The organism is uncultured Dokdonia sp., assembly GCF_937910895.1.
GTDB lineage: Bacteria > Bacteroidota > Bacteroidia > Flavobacteriales > Flavobacteriaceae > Dokdonia.
On sequence record NZ_CALEMI010000109.1, the window covers coordinates 1 to 21,040 of the forward strand.

A 21,040-nucleotide genomic window follows, 5' to 3' on the forward strand; every position below is an offset into this window, starting at 1 on the left:
CAAGCTTCAAGCAACTCTAAGTTTAGATTATTTGACAGATTTAGGTCTTCAATATTATTAATACTACATATTAACGTTTCTAAAAGTGTATTTGAAGAAACATCTAAAGATGTTAATAGATTTTCAAAACAGTTAAGCCCTGTAATATTTACAAATGCTTCTATACCTTGAAGATCTGCAATGTTTTGACTAGCCACATTGAGGGTTCCAGTGACAGCAGCTGCTTCTGAAACTTGGATTTCTCCATCCATATTGGTATCGACTCCAATAGTAATTAATCTATTTTTGAAATTAGCGTCGGGGATATCTACTATTTGTGCATTCACAAATCCTGCAACAAACAATACTAAGAGTGTAATTTTTTTCATTGTGTTTAATTTTAAATAAACTTACTATCGATTTCTCAATTTTTAATGGGTTAATGAGTAAGTGATGGATTCGAATTAGAATTCGTTACATTGATTTTAATATTTCCTGTAGACGTTCCCTTTTTCTTTGAGAAATGGGCAAACGACTCTCATCTGTCATTACCACATATCCGCCATCTTTTTTTATATAGGATTTTAGGTAATTCAAATTAATAAGGTGTGACTGATGGATGCGTTCAAAATTATGTTCTTTGAGCAGTTCTTCATATTCTTTTAAGGTCTTAGAAATAAGGATAGGTTTCGTATTTTTAATATAAAACATCGTGTAATTGTCAGCACTTTCGCATCGTATAATATCACTGATGTCAAACAAATGAATCCCATCAGATGTAGACAGCGCAATGCGTTTAAAATTGTCTACATTCTTCCTGATATTTTCTAATAATAAATCTATATGAGAGTAATCATTTTTCTTCTCAATAACTGCTTCTATTTTTTCTATCACTTTTTGTAGTTCTTCTGGATCTACAGGTTTCAGTAAAAAATCTAATGCACTAAATCGAAATGCTTTAATAGCATATTGTTCGTGAGCCGTGATAAAAACCACATTGGTTTTAATCACTTTATTACGCTCAGAAAGCTTTTCTAAAATATCAAAACCTGTCCCATCCGTAAGTTGAATATCTAAAAAAACAACTTGTGGTTCTAGTGTGTCTATGACTTCAATACCCGTAGCAACACTATCTGCCTCTCCAATAATTTTAATACTTGGTGCAAAACGAGCAAGCAATCCTTTCATGCCTTCCCGAAGATTCTTATCGTCATCTATTAAAATAGCTTTTATCATATATTATTCATTTACATATCGTAACGGGAGTCTCAATGTTACTTTTGTTCCTGTTACTTTCAACGTATCTGCTAACTCTTCTATAGCAATCGTTGCTTTTTTAGAAGTAGAGGCTGTAATCATTTCTAGACGTTTTTTAATAATATCTAGCGCCATCGATTTATGAGCCAATACAGAGTTTTCTTTATTCAATTTTGAGGTATTAATCCCGATTCCGTTATCCAAGATAACACAAATCAAAGACTGATCTTCTAGGGAAAAATCAATCGTAATACTCCCTTGATCTTTCTTGGGAATGACGCCATGTATAATTGCATTCTCTATAAAAGGTTGTATTAATAATGGAGGTAAAGCCACATCATCATCTATATCTTTACTTTTAGAAATCAGAAAATTAAATTTATCATTAAATCGAAGCTGTTCTAACTCTAAATAGTTTTGCAAACTTTCTATTTCCTTATCAATAGGAATCAGCGATTCTTTAGAATACTCTAAAGTCAAGCGCATCAATTTAGAAAATTTAGAAAGGTATTTTATCGCCGAATCTGTTCCATTTTGAACTATAAAACTAGAAATAGAACCCAAACAATTAAATACAAAATGAGGATTCATTTGTAAGTGCAACGCCTTTTGCTCATACTCGGCAAGTTCCTTTTGAAGTGTCAAGGTTTTCTTAAGATGATTCCTGTTGTAAATCAAAAAGCCTATACCTACCAAAAGCAACGCAATCAAAGCACCAAAAATCAGTTTCATCTTCGAACTTTTTGCTTCTTCTTTTAAAAGCAACTCTCGTTTTTTTGCTTCCTCCTTTTGGATCAGCTCTTTCTTTTCAAATTCATAATTCATAGACGCTTCCACCGATTTCCGAATGTCGTTTTCTTTGAGTAAGTTATCTTTTATTGCTGTGTATGTTTTATAATGATCTAATGCTAAAGCTGGTTTTCCACTTTTAGCGTAAATAGCACTTAGTAGCTTTTCTGAAGTTGCTTGTTGTTCTAAAACATTAATTTCATTAGCGAGGCGTAAGGAGTTTTCTGCCATATCCAATGCAAGATTCTCTTGCCCTTGATCTAAATAAAATTGCGCCAAATACAAATACGTATCTGCCAATCCAAACTTATCACTAATACTTTCAAAAGTGACAATCGCTTTTTCCCAGTTTTCGATAGCTAGCTCATTATACTTTCTAGACTCATAATAAGCACCTATATTATTGTACCATTCTCCTAAAGCTCTTGGATTGGGATTTTTATCAATACTTTTTTTAGCATCAGTATAAAACTTGAAAGCATTGTCTAAATCATTTTCCTTAAAATAAATATTCGCAATATTGGTTTGTGTAATTCCGATATTTGGATTCTTTAGTTTCTCTTGAAGAATCAAGGATTTTTTAAAATACGTTAATGCCTTACTATCTAAAGATTGTGACTTGTAAGCAACTCCTATATTGTTATAAATTTTTGAACTTTGATTTTCATCCTCTAATTCTTCATAAATCGTCGCCGATTTCATGTAATACTCAAGTGCCTTTGCATAATTACTTTGCTCAGAAAAAACAATTCCCATACTCCCGTATGTTCGCGCAATTCCTTGATCTACTTGTGAGTCTTTAGTCTCGTTGAGTTTCATTCCTTCAAAAATAGCTTTTGCCCACACAAAATGATCTAAGGCTTTTTCATACTCCCCTAAAATAATGTAGGCAGTTCCTATATTTAGATACGCATTTCCTTCTTCTAGCGTATTGGAATTATTTTGAGCTAACGTGAGTGCTTTTGTGCCAAAGACAAGCATTTCATTAGGATCGCTGTACTTAAGCTCATTAGAGATTTTGTTGTATAACCTAACTTTTTCAGCTTCGTTAATAGGCTGCTCTAATTGCCTCTTCAGACTATCTAACGTACTCGTTTGACTTTGAAGAGGTATGGATAAAAAGAGTAAAATGTATAGAAGTAATTTTGATTTCATGTACGATCGCTTACAAAACGAAAGTACTATTAACTATTCTAATTCTCATGTGTCAATGAGAATTTGATGGATTCGAATGAGAATTTGACCGCTTTCGCGAAAGCGTACCCAGTAGCCATACAATCTACTGTTACATCCAAACCCCTATTAACAAATTAGATAAAAAGATACCAAAAACTAAAAATATGCTTACAACAAACAAGGTTTTTCCTTTTTTAACATCGCTTTCCAAAAATTGATATTAGATTTACTCCAAATCCTTCTTCATGAAAAAAAGTTTACTTTTTATAGTCCTATTCTGTATTGGACTGTGTACTTCATTTGCCCAAGAAAAATTTACACTCAGCGGTACCGTATCGGATACTGCTAGTAATGAAACCCTTATAGGTGTCAACATCTTATTTCCAGAAGTATCAAATGGTGTAGCAACCAATTCGTACGGATTTTACTCTATTACCTTACCTAAAGGCACCTATAAAATCATTGTGAGTTATCTAGGATATACAGAAATCACAGAAACGATTGTATTGGATAGAGATGTACGGAAGGACATACAACTTTCACTAGCTACAGAGTCGCTTGATGAAGTAGTTATTGAAGAAAAAGTAGAGCGTATAAATATTAGAAAACCGCAAATGAGTGTCAACTCTCTTACCGCCGAAACCATCAAACGGATTCCTGTGGTACTCGGAGAGGCAGATGTAATCAAGTCTATCCTTTTACTTCCAGGTGTGACCAGTGCTGGAGAAGCGGCTTCTGGTTTTAATGTTCGTGGAGGCGCCGCCGATCAGAATTTGATTTTGCTAGACGAAGCAATTATATTTAATTCCTCTCATTTATTTGGTCTGTTCTCCGTCTTTAACCCAGATGCCATTAAAGATTTAAAACTATACAAAGGAGGAATTCCTGCTCGTTTTGGAGGAAGAGCTTCCTCTGTATTAGACATTTATCAAAAAGAAGGGAACAGTAAACAATTTAAAATGAATGGAGGGCTAGGACTCATTTCAAGTAGATTATTGTTAGAAGGTCCTATCAAAAAAGACGAAGGTGCTTTTCTAGTGGCAGGACGTTCTTCGTATGCTAATATATTCTTGCCGCTGTTTGATATAGATAACAGACTTTCCTTTTTTGACCTCAACACAAAATTGAATTACAAAATTAACGACAATAACAGCATCTATCTTTCAGGATATTTTGGGAGAGATGATTTTAGCATCAACGATAGTTTTTCTAATAATTATGGGAATGCAGTGGGAAATTTTAGATGGACACATCTTTTTTCTGACAAACTTTTCTCTAATCTATCCATCATTTACAGCGATTACTTTTATGGATTAGATCTTGATTTTGTTGGCTTTACCTGGGATTCAGGGATTACCAATTTTAATCTCAAATATGATTTAAAACATTACCTCACTGAAAACATTCAACTCAACTATGGGATTAACAATGTGTACTATGCATTTAACCCTGGTAAGATCAAACCTAACAGTCCAGATTCTGGAATTGTAGAAGATCAGCTAACCAAACAATTTGCCAATGAGTTTGCTGCCTATATTGATGTAGAACATAAAATTACAGATCAACTGAATATCCAGTATGGCGTACGTTGGAGTAATTTTATACGCTTAGGGCAAGATGAAGTGAATGTATATGTAGATGATAATCCAGTACTTTTTGATCCTTTTTTATTGGTGTATCAAGGCGCTGAAATTAATAATGTAGACACCTCTTTTAGCCGCAGTGATAAGTTGGCTACGTTTAATACACTAGAACCTCGACTTGCCTTTTCGTATGCATTTAACGATGATACGTCCGTTAAAGCAAGTTATACACACATGGCGCAATACATCCATTTGTTATCCAACACAAGTTCACCTACCCCACTAGATGTTTGGACGCCTAGTGGTCAGTTTGTAGATCCGCAAATATCAGATCAATATGCTGTGGGTTTCTTTAAGAACTTGAAAGATGATATGTACACTATAGAAACTGAAGTCTTTTATAAAGACATAGATAATCGTATCGATTATATAGATGGCGCAGATTTGATTGCCAATGACGCCATTGAGCAAGTTATTTTAAGTGGGGAGGCCAGAGCCTACGGACTGGAAGTTTTATTTCGTAAAAACGAAGGAAAATTTACAGGATGGCTTGCGTATACGCTTTCAAAATCAGAGCAGCGCACACCCGGTAGAAATGAAAACGAAGTCGGTATCAATCTAGGGCGATGGTACAATACACCCTATGACAAAACCCACGATATTTCTGTAAATGCCAATTATGAATTAAGTGACAGATGGCGTTTTGGAGCTAACTTTATTTATCAGACGGGACAACCCACTAACTTCCCCGTAGGACAGTTTGAATTTCAAGGACTCGTCATTCCTACCTATGGATTTAGAAATGAACAACGCCTTCCTGATTTTCATCGTATTGATGTTTCAGCAACATTGACACCAAAACAAAATAAAGAAAAAAGATGGCGTTCTGAGTGGGTATTTAGTATCTATAATTTATACAGTAGGATGAATGCTGCTTCTATTAATTTTAGACAAAACCAAGAAACACGTATGAATGAAGCCGTACGAACCTCCATATTTGGAATCATACCTTCAGTAACGTATAATTTTAAATTTTAAATATTTATACGCTTTCGCGAAAGCGTACCAGACATTACATAAAATAATGAGACACATCATATACATCCTATTTTTAGCTACGTTCTTTACCAGCTGTGAAGACGTTGTTGATGTAGACTTACCCGCGCCACAACCTAGACTTGTTGTGGATGCTTTGGTGCGTCTTAACTTGGAAGAAGAAGCCTCTCCTGTACGTTTTAAAGTAACTACGACAGGCGCCTTTTTTGATGAGATTACTCCTACGCCATTAACAGGAATGCAACTTGTAAATGAAGCCATTCCTACCGTAGCAGGGATCGTATTTCTCACACAAGATCCAGATCACCCAAATGAATATGTGCCTGGATCTGATGAGGCAGGACCTAATCCTGACGGAGTCGTTTCTAATGATTTTTTCTTAGAAGGAAGACTCATTCTTACCTTTACGTTTGAGGAAGAACTCTACCTAGCTGAAACTCGTTTTGCCCCCGCCCCACCTATAGATATGGTGGTTCAAGGAGATCAAACGCTTTTTGATGAAAACGACACCGAAGTTATTGTGACCTTTACCGATATTCCAGAACAAGATAATTTTTACGTGTTTGACTTCGATTTTAACGAATTTCTCACCATAGAAGATCGCTTTTTTCAAGGTCAGCAATTTGATTTTTCCTATTTCTATGATACCGATTTAGAAGCAGGAGATGTCGCAAATATTAGTATTCTAGGCGCTAGCGAATCCTTTTATAATTATATGGATTTACTTATTGAACAAAGTGATCTTACCGATGGTGGCCCTTTTCAAGTACCCGTGACTACCGTACGCGGTAATATTTTAAAAGTAGAAGGTGTAGACAATATCAATATTTTTGATAATGTAGGAAGACCCCAAGAATTTGTCCTTGGGTATTTTGCAGTATCACAAGAATTTAAAACCAGTATTACCATAGAATAGCAAAACAAGTACGCTTTCGCGAACTTACCGGCAGGCAGGTGCGAAAAGCGTACACAACATAAAACCCAATGAAAAAGTTACTATTAGTATTCCTTATTACCTGTATGTTTACCAGCTGTGAAGACGTTGTTGATGTAGATTTAGATTCAGAACCACCTCGATTGGTTGTAGATGCATTGATACGGGTAGATACTTCACAAGAACTTACTGAAGCCACTATCAGAGTAACGCTAACCTCCTCATTTTTTGGAGAGATTCAACCTGCTGAGATAGAAAGTATGCAAATTCAAAATGAAGAAAATGGCAGTTTTGTCCCCTACGAGCCTGTACCTGGAGAACCTGGATTATACCGTCCGTTTCCTACAACGGTATCACCTGTAGTAGACAATAAAATTATTACCAGTTTTCTTACCAACCCAAATCCAGTGTATATTTTTAGTGTCGTTTTTCAAGATGAGCTATATCTCGCAAGAACCTCTTTTGTACCTACCTCACCAATAGATAGTATTACTCAAGGAGAAGACACGCTCTTTGATGAAAATGATACCGAAGTGATTATCTCATTTACAGATACTCAAGATAGAGAAGATTTTTATGTGTTTGATTTTGATTTTGGAGAATTCCTTACTGTAGAAGATACGTTCTTTCCAGGACAAGATTTTGAGTTCTCCTATTTTTATGATGGAGAAGATGTTCCACTAGAAACAGGTCAAGAAATAACCATCAGCATTCTAGGAGCCGATGAACCTTTTTATGATTATATGGAGCAACTCGTTACACAAAGCGACCTTACAGATGGAGGTCCTTTTCAAGTACCCGTATCTACCGTAAGAGGAAATATTCTCAATGCAGAAGGCATAGACAACATAGACGTATTTGACAATGTTGGTAGACCTGATAGTTTTGCATTAGGCTATTTTGCCATTGTACAAGAATTTAAAAACACGCTTATTATTGAGTGATTTTCAAACACATCCTATTGACGACTGCATTTGTTTTTTCTACCTTTGAACCAAAATAAATAAACGTATGCTTATCATAGGAATAGGAGGAGGTACTGGAAGTGGAAAAACTACGGTTGTGAATAATATCATCTCCGAAAGCCCTGAAGGTGAAGTGACCATCATATCTCAAGATTCATATTATAAAGATCTTTCACATCTTGACTATGAATCCAGAACCAAAGTTAACTTTGACCACCCAAATTCTATAGACTTCACATTGCTATGCAATCATCTGGCAGAATTACGGAAAGGAAATGCCATAGAACAACCTGTATATTCCTTCGTAGAACATAACAGAACTGATGAAACTGTAACCACACATCCAAAAAAAGTAATTGTAGTCGAAGGGATTTTAATCCTCACAGATCCGCTGATCCGTGATTTATTTGATATTAAAATATTTGTACATGCCGATAGTGACGAGCGCCTCATACGTCGTTTAAAACGTGATATTTCAGAGCGCGGTCGTGATCTTCAAGAAGTACTAGATCGCTATCAAAATACGCTCAAGCCTATGCATCAACAATTCATTGAGCCTACAAAAGAATTTGCAGATATGATCATTCCAAATAATCGGTATAATACCGTTGCTGTAGATATTGTACGTACAATAATTAATGAGCGCTTATCGTAAGCGTTTTAGTATCTTCGTAATTATGGGATTAAAATCATTGCGACATAAAAAATGGTTTAAAATTGTAAGCAATAAATACATGCTTATACTTCTCATATTTATAGTTTGGATGTTTTGGTTTGATGGGAATTCTTGGCTTATTCATAGAGAGCTTAACCAAGATATAGACAAGCTAAAAGGAAACCAAGAGCATTTTGAAAGTAAAATCAAAGAAGATCAGACACAAATCAAAAATCTCGAAGATAGCGCAGGTTTAGAACGCTTTGCCCGCGAAGAATATCTAATGAAAAAAGCCGACGAAGATATTTATATCATAGAATACGAAGATAGTATCCAAAAAAATGACAAAGAATAAACTCTTTACCAATTTTGACCCAGTCTCTTCAAAAGCCTTCAAACAAAAAATACAGTTTGACCTGAAAGGCGCTTCTTATAATGACACGCTCATCTCTCATACCAACGAAGGGATAGACATCAAACCTTTTTATCACAGCGATGAGACAGAGGAATTTCCAGATGTTCCCGGTATACCCTCCCATTGGTCAATAGGAGAAGATATTTTTATTATAGAAGCCAGTGCAGCTGCACATACCGCAAATACGTGTATAGCATCTGGTACAGAAACCCTTTACTTTATTGCCGATGCTCCTTTTGATGTACCGCAGTTATTTAAGCTGTTAGATAACACAAAGATTCCGATTCATTTTAAATTACAATTTCTTGATGAGGCCTTCTATACGCAAATCATTGAGGAAGCAGGAGATCATACTGTTTATCTAAACGTAGATCTAATCCATCATTTAGCAGAAGACGGGAATTGGTATCACAACCTAAAAGAAGATCATCGTATTCTCGATAGCATTTTAAAACATAAAAAAAATACCCTTTCGGTAGCTATTGATTTGTATCAAAATGCAGGTGCTACAATGGTACAACAACTTGCTTATGGGCTCGCACATGCCAATGAGTACTTATTGCATACAGAGACTTTGGGAGTTGCTTTACCTTCTATTACCTTCCAAGTTCCCGTTGGTTCTCATTACTTTTTTGAAATTGCAAAACTACGAGCGCTCAGACAATTAGTGGCTGTTTTGGTGAATGAGTACGCTTTCGCGAAAGCAATTAAAACCCACATCGTTGCCAGACCTACCCGTCGTAATAAAACCATCTACGATTACAATACAAATATGCTTCGCACTACTACCGAAGCAATGAGCGCCATAATAGGCGGTGCAGATACCATCATTAATATGCCGTATGATGAAATTTATCACAAGAGAAATGATTTCGGACAACGTATTGCTCGTAATCAACTGATTATCTTAAAAGAAGAAAGTTATTTTGATGCCGTAAGCAATCCCGCTGATGGTACCTATTATATCGAAACCATCACAAAACAATTAGCAGAGAAAGCATTGGCTCTTTTTAAAGACATCGAAAAACAAGGAGGTTTTTTGAAACAGCTTAAAGATGGAACCATCCAACGTAAAATAAAAGAAAGTGCTCAAAAAGAACAAGCGCAATTTGATACCCAAGAAAAAATCCTTTTAGGAACCAATAAACATCCTAACCCCAACGATCGGATGAAGGATACCTTAGAACTGTATCCTTTTGTAAAAACAAACCCCAGAAAAACACTCATAGTACCGATTATAAAACGTCGTCTATCTGAAGCTATGGAGCAAGAACGTCTTACAACCGAAGTATAATTTGATATTAAAAAAAGTACCCATGAAGAAAATTGTATTTTTAATTCTAGCAACCGTAAGTATTCTAAGTTGCAATCAGAAGACCAAATTCGATTTTAAATTTGCAGACCAAGAGCAAGTGATAAACTGCCCTGAAGCTAATAATGCTTTATTAAACGAAGCTCTGTACAGTTTTGAAAACGACTTAACAACCAAGTATGATTCTATAAATCAAAGCAAAATAAAAGGCTATGGTGCTTTTATGTATAGAGGTATGGACGGCTCTGCAAAATATGATGAAATCATGACGGCAAACACACGCCCTATTGTAGAAGCACTTATTGCTGAAAATATTTTGATTGAAAATAAAACACCAAGTCATCTTAACTATGAACACCCAGCCGTGCAGTGTATCATAAACAATATAAAGGATGAAGACCTCAAAGCAACTATCAACGCGCTCATCGATACAAAAACGATGAATCCAAAACTATTCAATTCTAGATTACGAAATTTTGGTCGTAACTCTGGAAAAGATCGGTATCTCGCTTTGTTTGTAGCCTTAGACGGCTATTACCAACAGATTCTCAACATCACACCTCAAGAATCGCCACAAAACTAATGATTAGAAGAAAGTTTGACCATATCACCCTAGACTCGTTACCAACCACATCTACCATAGATGAGGTTAGCGAAGTAACGCCTACAGCAGAAACGATTGATCTTAAAAAATCATATTCAAAAGCAGATCTTAATAACCTAGAGCATTTAGATTTTGTTGCTGGCATCGCTCCAAATTTAAGAGGTCCGTATAGCACCATGTATGTCCGCAGACCCTGGACGATAAGACAATACGCAGGATTCTCTACTGCCGAAGAAAGCAATGCTTTTTACCGCCGTAACCTTGCTGCAGGACAGAAAGGACTTTCGGTCGCTTTTGACCTTGCTACACACAGAGGGTATGATAGTGACCACGAGCGCGTAGAAGGAGATGTCGGAAAAGCAGGTGTTGCGATAGATTCTGTAGAGGACATGAAACTACTCTTTGATCAAATCCCATTAGATCAAATGTCGGTATCCATGACCATGAATGGCGCGGTACTTCCTATTATGGCTTTTTATATTGTCGCTGCCGAAGAACAAGGCGTTTCTCCAAACAAACTTTCGGGAACGATTCAAAATGACATTTTGAAGGAATTTATGGTGCGTAACACCTATATTTACCCACCGACCCCTTCCATGCGAATCATCTCTGATATTTTTGAATATACATCCAAAGAGATGCCTAAGTTCAACTCCATTTCTATTTCTGGATACCACATGCAAGAAGCTGGCGCTACCTGTGATATTGAATTGGCATACACACTAGCAGATGGTCTTGAGTATATCCGAACTGGATTGAAAGCAGGAATGGACATCGATACCTTTGCGCCCCGCTTATCTTTTTTCTGGGCGATAGGAATGAATCATTTTATGGAAGTAGCAAAAATGCGTGCCGCACGGATGCTTTGGGCAAAACTAGTGGCACAATTCAACCCTAAAAACCCTAAATCACTCGCGCTCAGAACCCATTGTCAAACCAGCGGATGGAGTCTTACAGAACAAGATCCTTTTAATAATGTTGCCCGTACGTGTATAGAAGCATCGGCAGCAGCTTTTGGAGGTACGCAAAGTTTACATACCAATGCCTTAGATGAAGCCATTGCGTTGCCTACAGATTTTTCAGCACGCATTGCACGTAATACACAAATATACCTACAATCAGAAACCGAAATCACCCGCACTGTAGATCCTTGGGCAGGAAGTTATTATGTAGAATCGCTTACCGATAAAATTGCACATAAAGCGTGGGAGTTAATACAAGAAGTAGAAGAACTAGGTGGCATGACTAAAGCCATAGAAGCAGGTATTCCAAAATTACGGATTGAAGAAGCGGCTGCACGTAAGCAAGCGCGTATTGATAGCGGACAAGATATTATTGTAGGTGTCAATAAGTATCGCCCCACCGAAGAAGAATTTTTGAGTATCCGAGAAGTAGACAATACAACAGTGCGTGATGGTCAATTGGCAAGACTTAAAAGTACCAAAGAACACCGAGATGCTTCAAAAGTAACGCAGGCACTTATCCAATTGACAGATGCGGCAAGATCAGGTAAAGATAATTTACTAGCCTTAGCAGTGATTGCTGCTCGTGAACGAGCAACTCTCGGTGAAATCTCTGATGCCTTAGAAGAGGTATACGGCAGACATAAAGCAACCATAAAATCATTTAGTGGCGTGTATAGTAAAGAAATTAAAAAAGATCCCGCTTTCGCGAAAGCAAAACAACTTGCCGACCAATTTGCCGAACTTGATGGCAGACGCCCTCGGATTATGATTGCGAAAATGGGACAGGACGGACATGACCGTGGCGCCAAAGTAGTCGCGACTGGATATGCAGATATCGGGTTTGATGTTGATATAGGCCCATTGTTTCAAACACCCAAAGAAGCAGCAAAACAAGCCATGGAAAATGATGTGCATATTTTAGGGGTCTCTTCGCTGGCTGCTGGACATAAAACATTAGTTCCTAAAGTAATTGAAGAACTTACCAAATTAGGTCGCCCAGATATTATGGTCATTGTGGGTGGTGTGATCCCACAGCAAGATTATCAATTTTTATTTGATGCAGGAGCCGTTGCTGTTTTTGGACCTGGTACCAAAATAAGTGAAGCTGCCATTGGATTATTGGAAATTATGATTGACCAAGTATCCTAATTACGTTCTTTAAAAAACACGTGAAAACACCCGTTTTCTTATGAAAGAAAATAAGTATTTTTGTACTAGTATATAGGAAAATGTATCTTCTAGGTTTAGATGTATGATCATACGCTAGGTATCATTTCCGGCACTATATAATTATATTTTAGCTTTATATCATTAGTAGGTTTTACCCCTAAAGCCAGAAAAACCAACTAATTGAAAGCTTTGATTTTATGAATTATAAAAAATAAAGTACTTTAGCACTTGTAAACTATTAACCTATCTTAACGTATCATGAAAAAATTAATCGTATTAGCTTTTGCTGCAATGCTAACCGTAGCATGTAGTCCAGAAGAAGAAATAACACCAAATGAAGGATCAAACCTTGAAGTAGTGTTAGAAAATTACAAAGGAATCTTCACATCTTCCGATGGTCAATATAGAGGAACCCTTGATATAACTCTTTCTGAAGACAATCGTTATGCTACCGCAGACCTTACATTATCTACAGGTGAGGTCATTAGTATTCTTACAGATCAAGTATCTAATGTAGGAAATGTAAAAGAAATAACATTTACGACAGATGAGCTTTCCTTTACAATGACTACGGGAGTTGAGGAAGAAATATTAGAAATAGACACCGTATCTTTTAGAGGTACTGAAAGTGCTATATTAGCTTCTAGAAACACAGAAAGAGCACCTGTAACTCCAATAACAGGAACCTTTAATTGTCCTGGTTGTCCAGCACCTTTAAACAATAGTACAACTCAGACATTTAATTTTATGTTTACATCGGCACCAAATGGAAATAGCGCTATATCTACACAAACCACATTAAATACAACCACATACAATGGTATTGGTGTGCAATCTTCATGTGTGGATGGTGGTAATACCCAAACAACCTGTACTATTTTAAGTGGTGACGGTGTCACGACTGGTGTTGCCTTTAACGCTGGTGGTGGTAATGTAGGTTGGACAGGAACCCATACATTTGATAATGGTCCTACTAGTTCTAATGATTGTTCTGGAGTATCTGGAAACTGGGGTTGGAACTCACCTATACTAGGAAACATAGGCGGTACATTTATAAGTGATGGTGCTTGCCCACCACCTGTTACAACTGTACTTTTTGAAGATTTTGAAGATGCTACGGTTGGATATGTATTACGTGATGAGTTTCCAACTTCTCCAGACTTTGGTCAGGTTCTTGCCGAAGATATCTCAGAAGCAATGACAGAAGAAGATTATTTAGGTCGTTTAGCTTTATCAAATCTAGATCCACTAGACGGTTTAGATTTTTCAGGTTTCCAAGGAACTCATTTCTTTGGTGCTAACGATATTGACGGAATTTCCTCTATTGATAACCTGACCGACTTTGTATCAATGACTTGGTCTGATATAAATATATCAGGACTTTCCAATATTACTGTAAGTTCACTTATCGCTGAAGGAGATGCCGATGATAATTTAGAAGATTGGGATGGTCCTGGCAGTGGTCTTAATGAATGTGTAGTACGTTTAGAGTATTCATTTGATAATACTACATGGACACCTGTGTTTTCTATTATTGGGAGCGGTCCCAATGGAGATTCAGCTCCAATTTTAGACGCTAATAACGATGGTACAGGAGACGGAGCTATTATTACGGAAGTATTTCAAGAAATAAGTGGTTCCTTTTCTACTGGGGGTAATGCTACTGTAAGTATTCGCTTTTTCATCGAGCACTTATCTGGTACTGATGAAGATATTGCTTTTGACAACTTTACTATTTCAGGAAACTAAAATAAATTATTAAAATATGATATAAAGGCTATCAAAAATTGATAGCCTTTATTTTTTGTTCTTTTTTGAGAACATATAGCCATTAGCATTCTATTTTTTATCTTCGCTCGTAAACCCTAAATACCCGTGTTATTTAACTCTTTTGATTTTGGATTGTTCTTACCCATTGTCTTTATCTTGTATTGGATACTAGGCCGTAAACGCATACAAGGTCAAAACCTTTTATTACTAGGTGCCAGTTACTTTTTTTATGGGGTTTGGGATTGGCGTTTCTTACTGCTTATATTGGCAAGTTCGCTCGTAGATTTTTATGCGGCTACCTATATAGCTAAAGCAAAAACGCAAAAAAGAAAACGACTTTGGTTGTATGGCAGTCTTAGTTGGAATCTTGGAGTGCTGTTTGTATTTAAGTATTATAATTTTTTCCTAGATAATCTCAAATCTCTTTTTGAGCTTCCGGAAAATACCTTTACCACATTAGACATTATCATTCCCGTAGGATTAAGTTTTTATACCTTCCAAACCATAGGATATACGCTAGATGTGTATCGTAAAAAGATAGAACCTTCTCAGGATCTCTTAAAGTTCTTATGTTTTGTGAGTTTCTTTCCTCAGTTGGTAGCAGGTCCTATAGAACGTGCTAGTAAATTGTTACCACAATTTAGCAAACAACGTACTTTTAAGTTTGACAAAGCCAAAGATGGTCTGCGGCAAGTACTTTGGGGACTCTTCAAAAAAATTGTTGTTGCCGATAATATTGGAGTGGCTGTATTTGCTATTTATAATCATCCAGAAAATTACGGATCGCTTACGATTATTTATGGTGCTTTTTTATTCTTATTTCAGTTATATGCTGATTTTTCTGGATACTCAGATATTGCTATAGGAACCGCCAAGCTTTTTGGATTTGATTTAAGCACCAATTTTAAACTTCCTTATTTAGCTAACAGTGTCACGGGTTTCTGGCAAAGATGGCATATTACCCTATCAAAATGGTTTCAAGATTACGTATATGTTCCTTTTGTACGATGGAATACCTTTAATTCCCTATCAAAATCTACTAAAAAAGTAGTAGGCCTTTTACTTACTATGGGACTAATTGGTTTATGGCATGGTGCTAATTGGACCTATCTTGCCTTTGGATTATTACACGGTGTTTTAATTATATTAGAAGGAACTACTATTACTAGTAAAGGAAAAAAAATCAAATTATACCAATGGCTAGAAACTGGCGTATTTTGGTCTAAGTTTTATACCGTTACCTTTCTTGTGGTGTCCTTGATATTTTTTCGCGCAAGCACACTAGATAAAGCAGTTGTAATGCTTAAAGAAATTGTTACTCAAAATATTCCTTTCTATGAGTTTGATTTGATTATAGACAAGAAGATTATATTCCTACTCCTTATGATTATTATAGAAGTATGGAGAAAAAAATACACACATCCGTTTATGAATTTAGAAGGAGTGTTTCCTAAAATAGTACGATGGAGTATTTATTACTTTATCATATTTGCGATTATTAGATATGGACGCCCACAGGAAGAATTTATTTATTTTCAATTTTAATGATTAAAAAGTTTCTCATACAGGTTTGTATTTTCTTGATTCCAGTAATCATAGGATATGCTATTGTTGAAAACTACACACGTAATTTACCACTCACCCCAAAAGTAAAAGCCGACTTTTATAAAAAGTATCAAGATACTATTGAAATTTTGGTTCTAGGTGCGTCTCAAAACAGAGATGCTATCAATCCTGAGTTTTTATCTCAAAAAACATTAAATCTTGCCTTTCCCGACCAAGACTACTATGTAAGTTCTAAATTACTTGAACAACTAGCACCAACGCTTCCCTCGCTAAAAACAGTTATTATTCCTATTTCTTATGGTCATTTTGAAACAGCTCCTAACCAGAAAGAAACTTGGAAAAATAGTATGTATAGACATTACTTCGGTACTAAAGTGTCTGAGAAATTCACGTATTTTAAAGACAACTTTTTATACATTAGTTTTCCTAATTATTATTCTGCAAAAATAAGAGATCACAGAAATGGAGAAAGTCATTTGGATTTTAATGAATTTGGGTATAACAATGACGTAAGTACCGCTATATTCCAAAAGTTAAAATACGATAGCATAGTTATTGCTGGACAACCTATTCATATCACACCACCGCAACCAAATCTAGGTTTTGTTGCTGAAAATGCAGAAAAACTAGAAGCTATCCTAAAATATTGTAATGCCCATAATTATAAAGTTATTCTTATAGAAACACCTACGACTACTCGTTTTAAGGAGCAAAGAATTCCTGAGGTGCTTTATAGAAAAGACAGCATACGATCAGTAGTAACTGCAATTTATAAAATGCGTTACATAGAAGCAGACTCAACTCAAAAGTATTATCTAAAAGATTATAGAGACGATAATCATTTAAGTCCGCAAGGAGCTGAAAAATTCACAAAACGTCTCAATAAAATAATAGAATAGTTTTCTATTATTTTAAGGAATCCATTTCTTTTCAAAATTAGGCTTCCGTTTTTCTAAGAATGCATTTCTACCTTCTTGTGCTTCATCTGTCATATAGGCTAGTCGCGTAGCTTCTCCTGCAAATACCTGTTGTCCTACCATACCATCATCTGTAAGATTCATAGCAAACTTGAGCATTTTAATAGATATAGGAGATTTTGCAAGGATTTCTTGTGCCCATTGGTATGCTGTATTTTCTAAGTCTTCATGAGGAATCACTGCATTGACCATACCCATATCATAAGCTTCTTGTGCTGAATAATTACGACCTAAAAAGAAAATCTCTCTTGCTTTTTTCTGTCCTACCATTTTAGCTAAATAGGCAGATCCATAGCCGCCATCAAAACTTGTAACATCAGCATCTGTTTGTTTAAAAATAGCATGCTCTTTACTAGCTAGTGTAAGATCACAAACCACATGTAAACTATGTCCGCCGCCTACGGCCCATCCAGGAACCACTGCAATCACCGCTTTAGGCATAAAACGAATCAATCGTTGTACTTCCAAAATATTAAGTCTATGATAACCATCATCTCCTACATAGCCTTCTTTTCCTCTGGCATTTTGATCTCCTCCACTACAAAAACTGTATACACCATCTTTTGTAGAGGGACCTTCGGCAGAAAGTAATACAACTCCTATAGAGGTATCTTCATTGGCATCATAAAATGCATCGTATAATTCGCTCGTAGTTTTAGGGCGAAATGCATTGCGTACATTCGGTCTATTAAATGCAATTCTAGCAACACCATTACTCTTTTTATAGGTGATATCTGTATATTTTTTGGCTGTTTTCCAATCAGGATTCTTCATAAATGCTATTTTAGCGTAAAAATAACCCTTTATTCGTATTCATAGAAATGAAAAAGTTCACCATTTGTATTATTCTTTTTTTTGCTTTCGCGAAAGCGGTATTAGCACAAGAAACAGCAGCACCATATACATTTATAGATCTTATTGATCTTGAAGCCAACCCTGTGATAAGTCAAGGAAGAACAGGAACCTGTTGGAGTTTTTCTACCTCCTCTTTTTTGGAAAGTGAAATCAAACGCATTACGGGTACTAAAGTAGACCTCTCAGAGATGTACACCGTACGTACTACCTACCCTCTCAAAGCAGAAAATTATATAATGCGCCAAGGGAAAGCGCAGTTTAGCGAAGGTGGGCTAGCGCATGATGTGATACGCAGTGTCAGCAGTTTTGGGCTTGTTCCTGAAGATGCCTATACGGGTCTTGCTCCTACCGAAAATAAGCACGATCATGCAGAAATGGTGGCAGTGCTGGAAGCTATGCTCAATACATACATAGATAATCCTGGAAGGAAATTAAGTAAAAAGTGGAAACCCGCTGTTAATGCTGTTCTTGACACCTACTTAGGAACTCCACTAAGTACTTTTTCTTATGATAATAAGGAGTATACGCCCATGAGTTTTGCAAATGCGATGCGTATAGAACCTAAAAATTATGTCTCCTTGACATCTTTTACGCATATCCCTTTTTATGAGTCATTCATATTAAATATTCCTGATAACTTTTCTAATGGATCTTTTTATAATGTTCCTCTTGATGAATTTATGCAAAGCATTGATCATGCTTTAGAAAATGGTTTTACCGTTACATTAGATTGTGATGTAAGCGAATTATCCTTTTCTTCAAAACAAGGCGTTGCTGTTATTCCTGCGCAAAGCGAAAATGTAAAACTTTCGGTATTAGGACCTGAAGAAGAAAAAGTAATTACTCAGCAATACCGTCAAGACGAATTTGAAAATTATAATACGACAGATGATCACTTAATGCATATTACAGGAAAAGCAAAAGATCAAAACGGTACGATCTATTATAAAGTGAAAAATTCTTGGGGTACAGATGTAAATCGTACGGCGTATGATGGATATGTATATATGAGTGCTTCCTATATACGCCTAAAGGCAATTTCTGTATTGATGCACAAAGATGGAATCCCAACTCCAATCTCTAAAAAAATAAAGTTATAACACAAGAAACTTATAAAATAAATCATTTTTAAACACTTTATCGTTATAAGTAAACCTCTTGTCGGTTTTTATATATTTTTTTTACTATGCGTGCATAGTAAAAAAGTCTGTAGTATCTTTGCACTCTAAAACATTTGGGCATGCATTTAAAAGATTCGACTATTAAAGACGGAGTAAAAAAAATTCATAATTTACAACAGGGCACTATCTATGTATTTGAGAATTTTATGATTTCAGAATTTAATGAAGGGGCTATTATAGATTTTGATTGTTTTGTTCAGTTATTTCATTACTTAAACTCTTATAGTGAAAACAAGGAATCTTTTGGCTATATTTCAAATAGAGTCAATAACTATACGGTAAAGGTGACTGATTTTATGAAAACAAGACCTTTAGCTCAAAAAGTATACCCTTCTGCAGTTATCACGTATGATGAAAAGGGTCGGAATACATTCAAATTTGAAAAACAAATAAATGATTGTCACGCTATATTATGTGAGTCATTAGATAAAGCTGTGCTCTACTTAACTGGAAGTTTAACAAATGCGTGTTAAATATAGTGTGATTTTTGGCGTTATATCTTAGATTGCTTCTAGAACGTAACATCATGAAAAAATTACTTTTTTTATTGCTTTTTACTCCGCTAGTGAGTTTGAGTCAAGCCTTAGATTATGAAACAACTAGTTTTGAAATAAAAGCACTAACACTTACCAATAGCGCTCGAAGTATACTTTCTTACGATCTTAATAATGAGCAGATACCTACTCGGTTGAAGCAATTTGATTCTCGATCAAGACAGGAAATATACAATACAAGTCAGTCTTTTATCTATTCGGTACGAAGTAATTTTAATACCAAAAATTTCAAAAATCCTGTAATTAAGATTGCTCCGTTAAATGTGGATGACCTACACGCATTTTGGGGTGATAGCAGTATTGATGTGAAGAATATAGCGTATAAACCGTCTACAGGTGGAAATATATTTTCTGCTTATTGTGCAGCTACGTATGCAGCAAATAACCAACAAAATTAAAAGTTTCAGATTATTCTATGCTATAGATACCGTCTTCTTTGATTAGAATTTTTTTGTCTCTGTATAAAGTTCCAATGGCTTTTTTAAAGCTTTTTTTACTAAGTCCTAATTGCGCTTGGATATCTTCTGGTGCAGATTTATCGTGTAAGGGTAAAAAACCATCATTTGCAATTAACTCTTCATAAATATATTGTGCATTAGGCTCTATACTTTTATATCCTTCTTCTTGAAGTACAATATCAATTTTACCATCTGGACGTATTTTTTTCACCCAACCTTCTAACTGATCTCCTGTACGTATATCTTCAAAGATATCTTCTTTATAAATAAGCCCTTTATATTTAGAATTAATAATTGCATTGGCTCCAAGGTCAGTGATATGTGATATTAACACGTGTACCTTGTCAAACTTTTTAGGCGTATTCTCATCATCATTTAGATCATTGGAGAGATACTTTATCGTTTTGCTGGTAGCGGCAAGGCGATTTGTTTTTTCATCTAGGTACATATATACTATATACCAACTTCCTACTTTCATAGGTCTCGCTTGTTGCGCAAAAGGGACAAAGAGTTCTTTTTCTAATCCCCAATCTAAAAAAGCACCTATATCTGAAACTGTGGTACAGCGCAAATATCCAAAACTATTGAGTTCTATATAGGGCTTTAAGGTTGTCGCAACAGGGCGTTCTTCATGATCAAGATATACATAGACATCTAGTTCATCCCAAATTTTATATTCCTCTGGAACATATTTATTAGGTAGTAATACATCATCGCCTGCTTCATTAGATAAAAAGAGACCTGGTTCTGTCTCTCTATCGATTCTCATTTTATGATATTTTCCTATTTCTAACATACACTACAAATAAGTTGCAAAAA

Annotated in this window: 18 protein-coding genes and 1 pseudogene; 14 read left to right on the plus strand and 5 right to left on the minus strand. The window is 35.7% G+C overall.

What is annotated here, in order from left to right; all coding sequences use genetic code 11:
- The 3 genes and pseudogenes from Q0505_RS12710 to Q0505_RS12720 form a co-directional block, all read right to left on the minus strand.
- Positions 1 to 368 (minus strand): annotated as a pseudogene (locus Q0505_RS12710) (T9SS C-terminal target domain-containing protein); the annotation flags it as partial.
- 85 nt (positions 369 to 453) lie between these two features.
- Positions 454 to 1,215 (minus strand): LytTR family DNA-binding domain-containing protein, encoded by a 762-nt coding sequence (locus Q0505_RS12715; RefSeq protein WP_299213426.1) that lies wholly within the window; start codon positions 1,213 to 1,215, stop codon positions 454 to 456.
- Between the two features lie 3 nt (positions 1,216 to 1,218).
- The gene (locus Q0505_RS12720) at positions 1,219 to 3,180 is read right to left on the minus strand and encodes a tetratricopeptide repeat protein (RefSeq protein WP_299213428.1); all 1,962 of its coding nucleotides are present in this window, start codon (positions 3,178 to 3,180) and stop codon (positions 1,219 to 1,221) included.
- A 266-nt stretch (positions 3,181 to 3,446) separates the two neighbouring features.
- Between Q0505_RS12720 and Q0505_RS12725 the strand changes: the two genes are divergently transcribed.
- The 11 genes from Q0505_RS12725 (at position 3,447) to Q0505_RS12775 (ending at position 17,095) form a co-directional block, all read left to right on the plus strand.
- Positions 3,447 to 5,822, plus strand: a complete 2,376-nt coding sequence (locus tag Q0505_RS12725) for a TonB-dependent receptor (RefSeq protein ID WP_299213430.1) — start codon at positions 3,447 to 3,449, stop codon at positions 5,820 to 5,822.
- A gap of 46 nt (positions 5,823 to 5,868) precedes the next feature.
- Positions 5,869 to 6,756 carry a DUF4249 family protein gene (locus Q0505_RS12730; RefSeq protein WP_299213432.1) on the plus strand — a complete coding sequence of 296 codons (888 nt, stop codon included), beginning with the start codon at positions 5,869 to 5,871 and terminating at the stop codon, positions 6,754 to 6,756.
- A 68-nt stretch (positions 6,757 to 6,824) separates the two neighbouring features.
- The gene (locus Q0505_RS12735) at positions 6,825 to 7,718 is read left to right on the plus strand and encodes a DUF4249 family protein (RefSeq protein WP_299213434.1); all 894 of its coding nucleotides are present in this window, start codon (positions 6,825 to 6,827) and stop codon (positions 7,716 to 7,718) included.
- A gap of 67 nt (positions 7,719 to 7,785) precedes the next feature.
- Positions 7,786 to 8,394: a uridine kinase gene (udk, locus tag Q0505_RS12740; protein WP_299213436.1), complete on the plus strand. Its 609-nt coding sequence runs from the start codon at positions 7,786 to 7,788 to the stop codon at positions 8,392 to 8,394.
- A gap of 79 nt (positions 8,395 to 8,473) precedes the next feature.
- Positions 8,474 to 8,749 carry a septum formation initiator family protein gene (locus tag Q0505_RS12745; RefSeq protein ID WP_366519413.1) on the plus strand — a complete coding sequence of 92 codons (276 nt, stop codon included), beginning with the start codon at positions 8,474 to 8,476 and terminating at the stop codon, positions 8,747 to 8,749.
- Positions 8,736 to 10,103: a methylmalonyl-CoA mutase subunit beta gene (locus tag Q0505_RS12750; protein ID WP_299213440.1), complete on the plus strand. Its 1,368-nt coding sequence runs from the start codon at positions 8,736 to 8,738 to the stop codon at positions 10,101 to 10,103. Before Q0505_RS12745 ends, Q0505_RS12750 begins: the two co-directional genes overlap by 14 nt.
- A gap of 22 nt (positions 10,104 to 10,125) precedes the next feature.
- Positions 10,126 to 10,704, plus strand: a complete 579-nt coding sequence (locus Q0505_RS12755) for a hypothetical protein (protein ID WP_299213443.1) — start codon at positions 10,126 to 10,128, stop codon at positions 10,702 to 10,704.
- Entirely contained in the window at positions 10,704 to 12,839 is a 2,136-nt protein-coding gene (gene scpA / locus Q0505_RS12760) for a methylmalonyl-CoA mutase (protein WP_299213445.1), read from the plus strand. The genes Q0505_RS12755 and scpA overlap by 1 nt, the downstream gene beginning before the upstream one ends.
- A gap of 279 nt (positions 12,840 to 13,118) precedes the next feature.
- Positions 13,119 to 14,609: a hypothetical protein gene (locus Q0505_RS12765; RefSeq protein ID WP_299213448.1), complete on the plus strand. Its 1,491-nt coding sequence runs from the start codon at positions 13,119 to 13,121 to the stop codon at positions 14,607 to 14,609.
- Between the two features lie 126 nt (positions 14,610 to 14,735).
- Positions 14,736 to 16,175, plus strand: a complete 1,440-nt coding sequence (locus Q0505_RS12770; RefSeq protein WP_299213450.1) for an MBOAT family O-acyltransferase — start codon at positions 14,736 to 14,738, stop codon at positions 16,173 to 16,175.
- Entirely contained in the window at positions 16,175 to 17,095 is a 921-nt protein-coding gene (locus Q0505_RS12775; protein ID WP_299213452.1) for a hypothetical protein, read from the plus strand. Before Q0505_RS12770 ends, Q0505_RS12775 begins: the two co-directional genes overlap by 1 nt.
- 12 nt (positions 17,096 to 17,107) lie before the next feature.
- Here Q0505_RS12775 and Q0505_RS12780 read toward each other — a convergent pair whose 3' ends face one another.
- Positions 17,108 to 17,947, minus strand: coding sequence for a 1,4-dihydroxy-2-naphthoyl-CoA synthase (locus Q0505_RS12780; protein ID WP_299213454.1), 840 nt, complete (start codon positions 17,945 to 17,947; stop codon positions 17,108 to 17,110).
- Between the two features lie 47 nt (positions 17,948 to 17,994).
- Between Q0505_RS12780 and Q0505_RS12785 the strand changes: the two genes are divergently transcribed.
- The 3 genes from Q0505_RS12785 to Q0505_RS12795 all read left to right on the plus strand — a co-directional run bounded on the left by Q0505_RS12785 (position 17,995) and on the right by Q0505_RS12795 (position 20,161).
- Positions 17,995 to 19,128 (plus strand): C1 family peptidase, encoded by a 1,134-nt coding sequence (locus Q0505_RS12785; RefSeq protein ID WP_299213456.1) that lies wholly within the window; start codon positions 17,995 to 17,997, stop codon positions 19,126 to 19,128.
- A gap of 140 nt (positions 19,129 to 19,268) precedes the next feature.
- Complete coding sequence (locus Q0505_RS12790) at positions 19,269 to 19,682, plus strand: hypothetical protein (protein WP_299213458.1); 414 nt, start codon at positions 19,269 to 19,271, stop codon at positions 19,680 to 19,682.
- Between the two features lie 53 nt (positions 19,683 to 19,735).
- Entirely contained in the window at positions 19,736 to 20,161 is a 426-nt protein-coding gene (locus Q0505_RS12795) for a hypothetical protein (protein WP_299213460.1), read from the plus strand.
- Positions 20,162 to 20,171: 10 nt separating this feature from the next.
- Here the strand turns inward: Q0505_RS12795 and Q0505_RS12800 are convergent, their stop codons facing one another.
- Positions 20,172 to 21,017 carry a S1-like domain-containing RNA-binding protein gene (locus Q0505_RS12800; RefSeq protein ID WP_299213462.1) on the minus strand — a complete coding sequence of 282 codons (846 nt, stop codon included), beginning with the start codon at positions 21,015 to 21,017 and terminating at the stop codon, positions 20,172 to 20,174.
- Positions 21,018 to 21,040: the final 23 nt, after the last annotated feature.